This is a genomic window from Tolypothrix sp. PCC 7712 (assembly GCF_025860405.1).
GTDB classification, from domain to species: Bacteria; Cyanobacteriota; Cyanobacteriia; order Cyanobacteriales; family Nostocaceae; genus Aulosira; species Aulosira diplosiphon.
This window is the reverse complement of the sequence record NZ_CP063785.1, coordinates 3,322,522-3,336,531: the sequence shown is the minus strand read 5'-3', so window position 1 is coordinate 3,336,531 and position 14,010 is coordinate 3,322,522. Positions and strand designations below refer to the sequence as shown.

Sequence of the window (14,010 nt, the reverse complement as noted above, 5' to 3'; positions counted from 1 at the left end):
CTCTACCGCGAGTAGGGAGTTTTTCCTCCATCCAAAGGGGGAATATTGCCAGTGTTTTCATAACTATTAGATTACTAACCTGTTAATAGGCTAATAGTTTTCCTAATCGATGTAAGCTTTGAAAGGTTATTTATCGAGTAATTAAAGTAATTAATGTAGGGTGTGTTAGGCGCATATTCTCGATATGGTTGGTCACAAAATCACTAATCTTGCGCCTAATGCACCGCCGTGTAATATGGTGCGTTACTGCTAATTCCTATTGTTTCTCAGTCCCAAATACCTTCATAGCCGTAACACGCTACTATCTGTCCCATTAATTTTAACCATGTTGTAGTAATTTCCGAAACTCTTTTTATCTGTGTGTCAGCATTTTGATAAGTTAGTACATAGTTTGAAACAATTACCTTAACTCAAAGAGGGGATTACGTTGAGTCACCATCCAGAAGCCATAGCCCCGCACGGTGGACAGTTGGTTAATCGCATTGCCACACCAGAACAAAGAGAAGAGTTTCTCTCAAAGGCTGAGTTTTTGCCAAGAGTGCAACTTGACGAGCGAGCCGTTTCTGATTTAGAGATGATTGCGATCGGCGGTTTTAGTCCACTCACAGGTTTTATGAACCAGGAAGACTACGATCGCGTGGTTACAGAAATGCGCCTAGCTAACGGTCTTGTGTGGTCAATTCCTATTACACTGTCGGTAACCGAAGAAGTAGCTTCTCCACTCCAGGAAGGTGGCTTAATTCGTCTGGATAACCCCAATGGCGAGTATATCGGGGTTTTACAGCTATCCCAAAAGTATACCTACGACAAAACCCGCGAAGCTATTAATGTCTATCGCACTGATGATGCTAAACATCCAGGCGTGCAAGTACTCTATAACCAAGGGTCTGTAAATCTGGCTGGTGATGTCTGGCTATTACAACGCGATTCCCATCCTCATTTTCCCGCCTACCAAATCGATCCTGCCGCATCTCGGCAAATGTTCCAAACCAAAGGCTGGAAAACTATTGTTGGCTTTCAAACTCGTAATCCCATCCACCGCGCCCATGAATATATTCAAAAGTGCGCTTTGGAAACCGTAGATGGTCTATTTTTGCACCCATTAGTAGGGGCAACAAAAGAAGATGACATCCCGGCTGATGTGCGGATGCGCTGCTATGAAATTTTGCTGGAACATTACTATCCTGTGGATCGGGTGATTTTGGCAATTAACCCAGCCGCTATGCGTTACGCTGGCCCCAGAGAAGCCATTTTCCATGCTTTAGTCCGCAAGAACTACGGTTGTACTCACTTTATTGTGGGACGCGATCATGCAGGCGTTGGTGATTACTATGGCACCTACGATGCTCAATACATCTTTGATGAATTTGAGCCTGGTGAATTAGGGATTGTCCCCATGATGTTTGAACACGCGTTTTACTGTACGCGTACCAAACAAATGGCGACAACCAAAACTAGTCCCAGTAAACCAGAAGAACGCGTCCACCTATCAGGAACCAAAGTCAGAGAAATGCTGCGCCGGGGTGAACTACCTCCCCCAGAATTTTCTCGTCCAGAGGTAGCAGCGGAGTTAGCAAGAGCAATGAAAGTGCAAGTTTTGGCTTAGGGACTCGGGATTGGGGACTGGGGACTGGGGACTGGGGGTTGGGGGAGATGAGGAAGATGAGGGAGATATCCCAATTACCCATTACCCATTACCAATGCCCAATGCCCCATGCCCAATGCCCCATGCCCCATGCCCCTTGCTATTGCAAAACAGTATCGAGTTTAACTTTACACTACAGGCTTTAGCCCTTTAAGCTGTTATGCTGATGGGCTGAGGGCTGATAGCGAATTTATGAAGCGTCGGACTTTTTTACAACGGATTGGTTCAACTCTCACAGTTTTGGGTATAACTGAAGCTGAGTGGTTGAACTGGGGAAATCGCTATTACCAAGCGTTGGCGCAACCTAGTGTGCGTAAGTTGGCATTGTTGATTGGCATTAATCAATACTCCCAAAATCCTGCCCTGAGTGGGTGTTTGACTGATGTTGAACTGCAAAAAGAATTGCTGATGCATCGCTTTGGCTTCCCCGCAGCCAATATCCTCACGTTAACAGAGGAACAAGCTAACCGAGAATTTATTGAAGCTGCTTTTTTAGAACATCTGGGTAAGCAAGCGAGAACAGGTGATGTTGTAGTATTTCACTTTAGCGGCTACGGTACTCGCATCAATATAGAAGCCGATCAAGTGCAAAATGCTCTCATCGCAGTTAATACACAAAATAGTCAAAATAGCAATTATTTATTAGAAGAAACTTTATTATTATTGTTGCGATCGCTCTCTACAGATCGGGTCACTGCGGTATTAGATACTAGCTACTATGCACCAAATAGTGCTGGGTTACCAGGCTTAAGAGTACGTTCCCGTCCCGAAGTAGATAGTCAGCTAGCAACAGCAGAACTGGAATTTCTTAAACAGCTAAAAACGCAAAATTCTCTCATTAAGGGAGAAGTTACCCCACCCTTGCTATTGTCCGCCACAGGCGATTCCCAGCAAGCCGCGCGGGAAGTTTTGCTATCAGGTTTTAGCGCGGGGTTATTTACCTACGCTTTAACGCAATATCTATGGGAAGTTACACCGACTAAGACAATTCAAGTCAGCCTTTCTCAAGTAGAAACGGCGATGCGTAAGCTGGGTAGCAAGCAGCAGCCAGCTTTAGTCAGTAGCAAGAAAAATCCCCAAGCTGTTTTCATTGGCGATAATTTTGCTCCTGATACCTCAGTTGGGGGTGAAGGTGCAATTACAGCCATAGAAGAAGATGGCAAAACCGTGAGTTTATGGTTAGCGGGATTACCACCCCAAGTATTGGAAAACTACAGTATTAACTCCCGATTTAGCTTAGTTACTGGAGAACCGCTAATATTGCGATCGCGTGCTGGGTTAACAGCTAAAGCACAACTTTCCAATGTTAATCCTACGAATCCTTTACAAGTAGGGCAATTGGTACAAGAAACTGTGCGTGTTTTACCCCGCAATATTAGTTTAATTGTGGCTTTAGATACGGCACTAGAGAGAATTGAACGAGTAGATGCTACTAGCGCCTTTGCTTCAATAGCCCATGTTTCTGCTGTCGTGGCGGGAGAACAACCAGCAGATTATCTATTTGGCAAACTTTCGCCAACACCTACATGCTACAGTTTATTTTCTCTCAGTGGCGAAGCTATACCCAACATTGCTGGCGAACCCGGAGAAGCGGTAAAAATCGCAGTGCAAAGGTTGGGGCCGAAATTACCCACCTTGTTAGCAGCTAAGTTATGGCGACTTACAGAAAATGAAGGCTCTTCACGGTTAGCTATTAAAGCCAGTCTGGAGATTATTAATACTTTAGCGCCGCGTGTGGTGATGCAACGAGAAACCATGCGGACTTTAGGTAATGAAACTGCAACCAACAAATCACCCAGCACAGGGATTGTACCCATTGGTAGTAAATTGCAATATCGCTTACAAAATTTAGGCGATCGCGCCGTATATTTAATTTTGCTGGGATTAAAGAATAACAGAAGTGCGATCGCATTTTATCCCTGGCAAACTTCTTCAGAACCGAACATTTCCCCAAGCAAACCCTTGGTGAAACAATTAGTTATTGCCCCAGGTGAAACATTTACCTTACCACAAAGCGCTGCGGCGGCTGAATGGGTAATTCCTGGCCCAGCTTATGAATGCGAACATCAACTAATTTTTAGCACCAGTCCCTTCAATGAAACCCTAACTACATTGGAAACTGCTAAAAATCAGACGACAGATCAACAACCCATCGGCCCATTATTAAATCCCTTAGAAGTCGCCCAAGCCTTACTACAAGATTTACATAATGCTAGTTCTGTAAAAGCAGAAATTAACGGTACTGCTGCTGACTCTTATGTATTAGATGTGAATCATTGGGCAACCCTCAGCTTTAATTTTCAAGTTGCTTAGTAGCGCAATACGCTTGGGTTAAGATTATTAGCGATTGATTTGTCAGTTATTAAAAAAGCCAGCTCAATTGGGGGACAATCCCTCAAACCCCCTCCAAAATTAGTGTTAATTTTTTTGTTGATCATTAAATTCAATCTAGTAGGGAAATTTGGCTAATTACAAATAACGAATGACAAAGCGCAAAGTCGAGCCAGTCGTGTGGCAATACTGCTCGGTTAAGGATTTTCAACTCGGAATTTGGTTTGGGGAAAAGGTGAAAGGGTAAGGGTTAAAGGTTTTTTCTTGCCCCTTTTACCCTTCCCCTTTTCCCCTTAACCGACAAGTATTGAGTCGTGTGGGCGGTGAGTGCAGCCACACGTGAGGCTATACCGCCGAGTGGACTGCCGAATCCGAAGGGGTTTTCCGACTTGAACGAACTGGCGTTGAGCGGAGGAAACCTCCGCTCAGAACTTTGTAAGAGAGGACAATTGACTACAAATCAAATTCGGCTTTAACTACTGTGGGATCTGCGGTGCGTTGAATGCGGAAACCAAGTTTTTCGCAGACTTTTTGCATTCCATGATTTTCCGCTAAGATGTCAGCAGTAATTTTACTGAGTTGCTCATCTCGCCCAATTTCGATGAGTCGTCTGAGTAATTCTGTACCTACACCTTGACATTGCACGCGATCGCTAACGACAATGGCAAATTCGGCGGTGTTGGTGCCATGTACTTTACTTAACCGCCCTACTGCTAAGATTTCTTTGGCTTCTTTGGTAGAGTTTTGCGATTCTACGACTAAGGCAATTTCGCGATCGTAGTCGATAAAGCAGATACGTGTGAGGCGATCGTGGGCGACTCGTTGACTTAATTTAATTAGATGAAAATATCGGAAATAAACGCTTTCCTCAGAGAGGGTGTGGTGGAATTGCACCATTAACGGTTCATCTTCGGGACGGATGGGACGGATAGTAACTGGAGTTTGATTTTTCAGCGTCCATCGTCCGATATATTGTGTAGGATAGGGGCGAATCGCTAATTTTGGTAGTTGCTCCTCTGTAATATCGGCATCGTGAAGGATAATCCGCCCATCTAAAGCAATTAATTGTTCTTCGGAAGCTAGTAAGGGGTTAATATCAATTTCCTTAATCCAGCGTTGTTCGACAACTAATTGGCTAAATGCCACCATTAATTGTTCTAAAGCTTCCATATCTACGCTCTTACGCCCTCTAACGCCTGTGAGTGCTTTGTAAATCTGTGTTTGTTCCATCATCCGCCGCGCTAGGGTAGAGTTGAGAGGTGGGAGTGCGATCGCTCTATCTTGGAAAACTTCTACTAGTTGTCCGCCTGTACCAAATAGTAATACTGGCCCAAATTGCGGATCGAGGCTACTACCGATAATCAGTTCGTAACCGTGGGTTTTTACCATTGGCTGCACGGTAACACCCAGGAAGATATCTGGATTTTCGCTGCCGAGTTTTGCGTAATGCGGATCGGTTTGTACCTTCTCTTGTAAGGCAGATTCAATGGCACGGTAAGCGCGTCTGACGGATTCTGCATCGGTGATATTTAATTGCACGCCGCCGACATCGGTTTTATGGGTAATAATGTGGGAAAACAGCTTCAGCACGACAGGATAGCCTAATTTTTCCGCACATTCAACCGCTTGTTCTTCATTACGGGCAATACAAGTACCAACTACAGGAATGCCGTAAGCTGCTAAGATTTCCTTAGATTCAAACTCGGTGAGAATCGTCCGTCCTGCGAGTCTGGCAGTTTGGATGATTTTATTCACATATTGGCGATTGGGGATACCGGAAGCAGAATTTACGGTAGGTAATACAGGGGTTTCGTAGATACCGCGCAAGTTATAACTAGACTGCCACATATAGCTAAATACACGCGCCGCCGTATCTGGATAAGCGTAAGTAGGGATACTTTGACGATTTAAAATCATCTCTCCATCTGACACATCTGCGCCTCCCATCCAACTTGCCAGGATGGGTTTAGCTGGTTGAGATTTTTGCTGTGAAGTTTCTACATAGTGCTTCAGTTGTTCGGCTGTGGCGGTGGGATCTGTCATCGATTGTGGTGTGAGAATCACCAATAAGCCATCACTATTGGGATCTTGAGCCGCAATTTCTAAAGCTTTGGTATATCTTTGAGGATCGGCATCACCCAGAATATCAACAGGGTTGTCGTGACTCCAATGGGCGGGTAAAAATTCGTTGAGGGACGTGCGAGTTTGTTCGGAAATGGGTGCAACTTCGCCACCTGATGAAATTAACGCATCGGTAGCCAGTACACCAGGGCCGCCGGCGTTGGTGAGAATTGTGAGGCGGGGGCCTTTGGGACGGGGTTGTTTGGCTAGCACCTCTGCCATATCAAACAAGTCAGAGATACTGTTGACGCGTAGCACTCCACAACGACGGAAAGCGGCATCTAAAACTTTATCACTACCTGCTAATGCTCCCGTGTGGGACGCGGCGGCTTTAGCGGCGGCTTCGGTACGACCGGCTTTAATAACAATAATTGGTTTAGTTAAAGCTACTTCTCTAGCTGCTGAGAGGAATGACCGGGCATCACCCACGGATTCCATGTAAATTACAATACTTTTTGTATGGGGATCGTCACCAAGATAATAAATTAAATCGCCCCAGCCCACATCTAGCATCGAACCAAGGGAAACGAAGGCACTAAAACCAACATTTTCCCGGAAACTCCAATCGAGAATGGCTGTGCAAAGCGCACCACTTTGACTAATAAAACCGACGTTACCAGGACGCGCCATCGCACTAGCAAAGGTAGCATTCAGCCCAGATTGGGGACTCATCACACCCAAGCAGTTGGGGCCAACGATCCGCATATTACCGAGACGGGCTTGTTGCAGAATTTGCTGTTCCAAGGCGATGCCTTCTGGCCCTGCTTCTTTAAAACCTGCGCTGAGGATAATGGCGCTTTTTACGCCTACTTTGACGCAATCAGCAATAATCCTGGGAACTGTGGCTGCTGGGGTAGCAATTACTGCCAAATCTACTTTTTCTGGGACATCAAAAATTGTTGGGTAAGCTTTGATTCCCAGGATGCTATTACGTTTAGGATTGACGGGAAAAACAGTACCACCAAAAGGGCTGCTAATTAAATTCCATAACAAAGTCCGTCCGACACTACCTTGTTTTTCGGTAGCACCAATTACAGCGACATTGCGCGGTGCAAAGATGAAATCGAGGGGATTAGCTTTCTCAGTGCGGAGAATATCGTAGGCAGGTTCGATAATTGAATTTAGTGTATTTTGCATGAGTTGCGACTACCTGTAATCTTGATTAATAATTTGCGTAATTTTTTCTAAAGCGATCGCCACGCCTGTTTCTGCAAATTCTGAAAGGCGATCGCCTATGGCAAAATTTTCTCCTGGGACGATTACCCACCAAGCTGGGGGACAATAACCATAAAGTGCTTGTGTTAATGCTAAAAGCGATCGCGGATCTGCTGTGTGTCCGGCGATAACGTTGGAAAATTCTGGAGAGAGGGGTTTTACTTGCACTTCAGTACTTTCGGAAGCTACACAAGCATCAATAAAAATTGCTAAATCAGCACTTGCTAAAGTATCTGCAAGTTCTGGAGTGAGTTGATGAACAGCCAGAGATTTGACGTTGTTAAAATCCAAGGCATGAGCTACACGTTGTCCAATACCATCATCACTACGTAAGTCATTACCATAACCGATTGCTACTACATTACTCATTGTTTTTCACTCTGCCTCATCTATTGTTAAGTTAAGTAAAAAACTTGAGGAACTTGTGAGGATGTAGGTCGGTACAAATAAAGTTAACTCGTTTGAGACATTATCTGTCAATAGCAAATTGCGTGAGAAGTAGCTGTTTAGATAGTTTTATAGAAAAACTTAATCTCAGCATCTTAAAAAATCAAAAAACTGTAACTACAGTTATATTTTCGGAAACTACATATATGAGTTTTATCACATTAATTATTTTTATAATATTTTCTTAATTGATAGCTGAAATTACTGGTTGCAGAGGGAAGAGATATAACTTGATTTAAGAATATTAAATATTAGTAAATCTTGAGTAGGGTGTGTTACGGCTATGAAAGGATTTGGATCTTAGCAACAATGTAATTTAGCCGTAATGCACCATCCATGAGGCGGTGCGTTAGGTGCTAGAATTGTTATTTAAATTCGGGAATCTGGGTAAACTGTTCCACATTTAATTTGCATATATTGGGCGGGCAAGATGCCCACCCCACATGAAATATACAAACAATTTCAGATTATGCAAACTAGATTTGGTTTAGCTTAGTATTGGTTAATGGTGCGCTGCGCGACAACGCACCCTACAATTCGCATTAATTACGAATTAAAAAAGGATTAATCCCGCCAAACTTCTTTGACAACTGTACCATCAACACCAACTAATTCAATATGCAATGGCATTTGTCCCACTGCATGAGTTGAACAGCTTAAACAAGGGTCAAAAGCACGAATACCTGCTTCCACACGGTTTAACATTCCTTCGGGAATTTCTGGGCCATGAATAAAATGTTTAGCAATTTGGGCGACGGTGCGATTCATCGCTAAATTATTCTGACCTGTGGCAATAATTAAGTTAGCTTTTTGAATTAAGCCATCTTCATCTATTTGATAAAAATGGAATAATGTGCCGCGTGGTGCTTCACTAACACCGACGGTTTCTAATTGGTTTATTCCCGCATCAGCACGGAGTCGAGTTGATAAAATATCTGGGTCATCAAGGAGAATTTCAATGCGCTCAATTGATGCCAAAATTTCAATCAATCTAGCGTAATGATAGAAGAATGATGAGGTAACTGTGCCTTTACCTTTATCTCGAAATTCTTTTAACTCTGCATCAGCTAAAGGCGTACCGATATGGCTACAAACATTTAACCTCGCTAACGGCCCGACTCGATACATACCACTTTCTGACTGATTACCATTGCCGTTAGGAAAACCTAAAGGACGATAGTAAGGAGATTTTAAATAAGAATCAGGCTGGACGATTTCGCCAATAAATTCGTAATAGCGACTAGGATCGAGTTTATCAGCAATAATATTGCCGTCGCTGTCTACAAACCGCAGATTGCCGTCGTAATTTTCCCATAAACCTTCAGGTGTGACTAACCCCATAAATAAGCTGGGGAAATTACCAAAAGTTTGGGCTTCTTTCTCATAAGGTTCAAGTAACTTCTTGAACATTCCTAATGCATTGATGACTGTTTCTCGCGCTTCGGGAATGCGGCTTTGAATATGGGCGCGTCCTTCTGCGGATAAGGGTTCGCGCACACCACCGGGAACCGCCCAGGATGGGTGAATTTTCCGCCCGCCTAAAATTTCAATAATTTCCTGTCCAAATTGGCGCAAGCGGATACCGCCACGGGCAATTTCTGGTTCAGCAGCAATTAAACCAAAAACGTTGCGTTTTTGGGGATCGCTATCCATCCCTAAGAGTAAATCCGGGCCGCTGAGGTGGAAGAAGCTCAAAGCATGAGATTGGACAATTTGCCCCAAATTCATGAGGCGACGCAGTTTTTCTGCGGTTTTCGGAATTGTCACCGAGAGGAGGCGATCGCCTGCTTTCGCAGAAGCTAATAGGTGACTTACTGGACAAATACCACAAATGCGCGCCGTAATTCCTGGCATTTCCCAGAAAGGACGACCTTCACAAAATTTTTCAAATCCGCGAAACTCGGTAACATGGAACCTTGCATCGCTAACTTGTCCCGTATCATCCAAATAAATCGATATTTTGGCGTGTCCTTCAATACGGGTGACTGGATCGATGATGATTTTTTGAGACATAAATGTTGTTGGGGTTGGGGAGTGGGGATTGGGAGATGAGGGAGATGAGGGAGATGAGGGAGATAAGGGAGATAAGGGAGGTGCGGAAGCAGGGAAAAAATAACCTATGCCCTATGCCCTATGCCCCATGCCCTTTGAACTAACCAAACTTCAATAAGTCGCGTCCTTCTAGGTGTGGTTTTTCGCCCTTCAATAAAGGTTCTAGTACGGCTCGAATTCTATCGGCGGAAGGGGGACAACCTGGTAAGTAAATATCTACTGGAACGAGGGTGTGTACTGGTTGCACTCTATCTAATAATGGGGGGACAATTCCTGGTGCGTTGGGTATGGAACCGTGAAGATCGGCGGCTTCTATATAACAACTTTGCAGCACGGATTCGGTGCTTAAAGGATTGCGTAAAGCGGTAACATTGCCAGTAACAGCACAGTCTCCAAAGGAAATGAGAATTTGCGATCGCTCTCTGACTGTGTGCAAAATTTCTAAATGTTCTTCGTTGGCGATCGCACCTTCTACTAAGACTACATCCACCCATTCGGGGTATTGTTTAATATCAGCGAAGGGGCTATAAACTACATCTACCTGTTCTGCTAAGTCAATCAGCCATTCATCTAAATCGAGAAATGACATATGACAGCCAGAACAACCACCTAGCCATACCGTTGCAAATTTCACACGAACCATTGTTTTTTCTCCCGTGCTGTGACAAGGAACTCTAGTTTTGCGCGATCGTGTTTCATTTCACCGACGCTGGAACCTTGGTAAAAAATTGCACCTGTGGGGCAGGCATTCACACATTTACCGCAGGAAGTACAAGTATTTGAAGTTCCCCAAGGTTGATTTAAATCAGTAATTACATGGGAATTAGAACCTCTACCTGCCAAGTCCCAAGTGTGTGCGCCTTCAACTTCGTCACAAACACGGACGCAGCGAGTACAAAGAACACAACGGTTATGATCGACACCGAAGCGATCGTGAGAAACATCAACTTTGCGATCGGGGAAATGGTAATTGAGACGCACATGATCCATACCTGTCTCAATCGCCAAATCTTGCAATTCACAATTGCCGTTGGCTACGCATACAGAACAAACGTGATTGCCTTCCGCAAACAGCATTTCAATAATTGTGCGGCGGTATTTTTGCAACCGTTCCGAATCGGTTTTTACCTCCATGCCTTCTCCCACCTTGGTAACGCAAGCTGGTAAAAGGCGATTGCTACCGGCAATTTCTACCAAACACAGCCGACAAGCACCTATATCTGAGACTCCTTCTAAGTGACACAAAGTCGGGATATTAATTCCCGCCTCTCGCGCCGCCTCGAGGATAGTTTCCTCCTCTCGGGCGCTAATTAATTGGTCATTGATTGTTAAAGTTTTAACTGACATTGCTTCTAGTCTCTATCAGAATTAGCCTTTAGCCTTAAGCATCTTAAATACCCTGCGCCTTGAGTTATAGGCAAAGAGTTTGAGGAACTTGTGAAGATAACAAATGATGAAGTTGTATCATTTACAGCGAAATATCTAGAGATTGGTTGACTGTTGACTGTCAACCGTTAACAGTTAACAGCCTTATTGAGTAGTTATGCAATTTAGGCGCGCATTAGCTTAATGTTCAATTTACTTAGTTAAGTATTTTTAACCGTAAATTTGTCTAGCTGAAAAGCTTACATATTAAGGCTTATAGCTTCTTGATTCCCCCCTTTCCCCTTTCCCCCTTTTTCCCTTCCCCCATATTCCTACTGATATCTTTACCAAACTTTGCAGATTCTCTTGACTTAGATCAAGGTTTTACTTGCAGATTGTCAATACTCTAAAGGCATAAAGATTGGAGTGAAAGACTTATGTTCTGTAATCAGTGTGAACAAACAACCCGTGGTGATGTATGTTATCAGTGGGGAGCCTGCGGTAAAAGTCCAGAGGTAGATGCATTACAAGATTTACTGGTGCATTGTCTGCGGGGGTTGTCGCAAGTAGCGCTGCAAGCCAAAGCTTTTGGTATTAGTACTCACGATCAAGATGAGTTCACCTGTGAGATGCTGTTTTCGACGCTGACGAATGTGAATTTCTCAGCTGATGATTTTGTCACGTTTGTAAATCGCGCGATCGCTTTACGTGAGAGTCTGAAGTTACAAATTCAAGCATTAGGTAACGCTGCGGTAAATTCTGCGATCGCGAATTTCCAACCTGCTGGCGATCAACAACAGCTAATTAAACAAGGAAAAGACTTAGAATTTGAGTTTATTGGTCAATCTGCTAAAAATGTAGATATTTTCTCACTCAAGCTCACAATATTATATGGTTTGAAGGGCGTAGCTGCTTATGCTTTCCATGCTTTAGAACTGGGGCAGCATGACGAAGATTTATATGTATTTTTCCATGAAGTTCTAGCTAATCTTGATGCTCAAGACAAGAGTTTGCAAGAATGGCTAGATATTACATTGCAAGTAGGCAAGATGAACCTGAAAGCAATGGAATTGCTGGATGCTGGGAACACCAATACCTTTGGGCATCCTACACCTACAGCCGTAACTCTAGGTGTGACAGTTGGTAAAGCCATCCTTGTATCAGGGCATGATTTATTACACTTGCGCGCTATTCTAGAGCAAACAGCCGGAACCGGGATTAAAGTTTATACACACGGTGAATTGCTGCCTGCACATGGCTATCCCAAGCTGAAACAAACTTATCCTCACCTATATGGGCATTATGGCACCGCCTGGCAAAATCAAACCCATGAGTTTGAACACTTCCCTGGTGCAATTGTGATGACAACTAACTGCCTCATGCCTCCTCATGAAACTTACAAAGATAAAGTATTTACCTTGGGGCCTGTAGGTTATCCTGGTTTGCAGCACGTTAGTATTCGCGACATTACACCGATTATCCAAAAAGCTTTAGCATTACCCGGCTTTGCAGAAGAGAGCGATCGCGGTACAGTAACTACAGGTTTTGCTCGGAATGCTGTCTTAGGTGTAGCTGATACTGTGGTTAATGCGGTGAAATCAGGTAATATTCGCCACTTCTTCTTAGTTGGTGGTTGTGATGGTGCCAAACCAGGACGCAATTACTACACAGATTTAGTAGAAACGATTCCTAGCGATTGCGTAGTCATGACTCTTGGCTGTGGTAAGTTCCGCTTCTTTGACAAGCAACTCGGTGATATTGGCGGTATTCCCCGACTGCTAGATTTGGGACAATGTAACGATGCATACTCAGCTATTCAAATTGCTGTTGCTTTAGCCCAAGCATTCCAAGTTAATGTCAATCAACTACCACTGTCATTGGTACTATCTTGGTACGAACAAAAAGCGATCGCAGTTTTGTTAACCCTACTTTACCTGGGTATTCAAAATATTCGCATTGGCCCCACCCTTCCTGCTTTCCTCACACCTAATGTTGCGAAGTTGCTTTCCGAGACATACAATCTCAAACTCATCACTACTCCAGAACAAGATTTAGCCGCTTGTCTTGGCTAAAGATACTATAGAGAAAGAGAGGCGAAGCAAATTCGTCTCTCTTTTTTATCAATAGCTATTAGAGGAATCAGCTTTTATGTTGGCAATAAAATTGTCTACACAAGCAACTTCAAAATGTAAATTGAATTAAAAATTCTGAGGTGGTAAAGGTTTGCCTTTACTATTAGGAACATTGGTAACTTTTAAAGCTTTAGCAATTGCGATCGCATCATTATCTAAACGCCTAGCTTTAGCATTACCAGGACAGCTAATATCTGTGGATTGCTGACTACCTAAATTGACAGTAGTCGTTGTGCCAAAAGAAGTGGACTTGACGCAGTTGGGCTTCACTGGTAAGTCGGATAATGGTTCAGCAGCTTTTAAATCACGGAAGAATCGGTTCGTTAATTTTTCCGGAAGTTTACCTTTACCAGAACCATTTCCATCGACATAATTGGCTTCTCCATTGGGAGAAACATAAATCCGGTAACCAATGGTATTTGTGGAACCACTGTTGAGAATTACTCCCACATTATTGGGTACAAGTGCCATTAGAGGTTGAGATAAGCAAACCAAAAATGTTGCACTTGCCATTCCCAGCCAGCTTTGAGAAACTAACTGTTTCATATTATTAACCTCTTGAAAAACACTTAATAAATCTATCGAGCTAAACTTGTTATTCAGAAGAATAACTGAGGCGTATGTCAAAGATATGGAGTAAGTATGTCTGCTTGACAAATAGGTTGATGCTGTCGCGATACTTGTAAGGTGCGATCGCCTGTG

General features: G+C 43.6%; 10 protein-coding genes. 4 read left to right on the top strand and 6 right to left on the bottom strand.

From position 1 onward, the window contains the following. Positions 1 to 427 precede the first annotated feature (427 nt). Genes sat through HGR01_RS13795 form a run of 3 tightly spaced genes read left to right on the top strand, consistent with a single transcriptional unit; the run spans position 428 to position 3,958 of the window. Positions 428 to 1,606, top strand: a complete 1,179-nt coding sequence (gene sat / locus HGR01_RS13805) for a sulfate adenylyltransferase (RefSeq protein WP_045870646.1) — start codon at positions 428 to 430, stop codon at positions 1,604 to 1,606. A 10-nt stretch (positions 1,607 to 1,616) separates the two neighbouring features. Beyond that, positions 1,617 to 1,799, top strand: a complete 183-nt coding sequence (locus tag HGR01_RS13800; protein ID WP_096621568.1) for a hypothetical protein — start codon at positions 1,617 to 1,619, stop codon at positions 1,797 to 1,799. A gap of 38 nt (positions 1,800 to 1,837) precedes the next feature. Then, positions 1,838 to 3,958 carry a caspase family protein gene (locus tag HGR01_RS13795; protein ID WP_045870645.1) on the top strand — a complete coding sequence of 707 codons (2,121 nt, stop codon included), beginning with the start codon at positions 1,838 to 1,840 and terminating at the stop codon, positions 3,956 to 3,958. A 471-nt stretch (positions 3,959 to 4,429) separates the two neighbouring features. On the opposite strand, the gene HGR01_RS13790 is transcribed toward HGR01_RS13795, so the two are convergent. From HGR01_RS13790 to hoxU, 5 genes are all read right to left on the bottom strand, one after another. Further along, positions 4,430 to 7,234: a bifunctional acetate--CoA ligase family protein/GNAT family N-acetyltransferase gene (locus HGR01_RS13790; protein WP_045870644.1), complete on the bottom strand. Its 2,805-nt coding sequence runs from the start codon at positions 7,232 to 7,234 to the stop codon at positions 4,430 to 4,432. A 9-nt stretch (positions 7,235 to 7,243) separates the two neighbouring features. Next, on the bottom strand, positions 7,244 to 7,681 hold the full coding sequence (locus HGR01_RS13785; RefSeq protein ID WP_045870643.1) for a hydrogenase maturation protease: 438 nt from the start codon (positions 7,679 to 7,681) through the stop codon (positions 7,244 to 7,246). A 642-nt stretch (positions 7,682 to 8,323) separates the two neighbouring features. Beyond that, positions 8,324 to 9,772, bottom strand: coding sequence for a Ni/Fe hydrogenase subunit alpha (locus tag HGR01_RS13780; protein WP_045870642.1), 1,449 nt, complete (start codon positions 9,770 to 9,772; stop codon positions 8,324 to 8,326). A gap of 139 nt (positions 9,773 to 9,911) precedes the next feature. Further along, a complete protein-coding gene (locus tag HGR01_RS13775) occupies positions 9,912 to 10,454 on the bottom strand; it encodes an oxidoreductase (protein ID WP_045870641.1) in 543 nt (180 codons plus the stop codon). Then, the gene (hoxU, locus tag HGR01_RS13770) at positions 10,442 to 11,158 is read right to left on the bottom strand and encodes a bidirectional hydrogenase complex protein HoxU (protein ID WP_045870640.1); all 717 of its coding nucleotides are present in this window, start codon (positions 11,156 to 11,158) and stop codon (positions 10,442 to 10,444) included. Before hoxU ends, HGR01_RS13775 begins: the two co-directional genes overlap by 13 nt. Positions 11,159 to 11,613: 455 nt before the next feature. On the opposite strand from hoxU, the gene hcp reads away from it, so the two are divergent. Next, entirely contained in the window at positions 11,614 to 13,248 is a 1,635-nt protein-coding gene (hcp, locus tag HGR01_RS13765; protein ID WP_045870639.1) for a hydroxylamine reductase, read from the top strand. A 126-nt stretch (positions 13,249 to 13,374) separates the two neighbouring features. On the opposite strand, the gene HGR01_RS13760 is transcribed toward hcp, so the two are convergent. After that, positions 13,375 to 13,854, bottom strand: coding sequence for a hypothetical protein (locus HGR01_RS13760; RefSeq protein WP_045870638.1), 480 nt, complete (start codon positions 13,852 to 13,854; stop codon positions 13,375 to 13,377). Between the last annotated feature and the right edge of the window lie 156 nt (positions 13,855 to 14,010).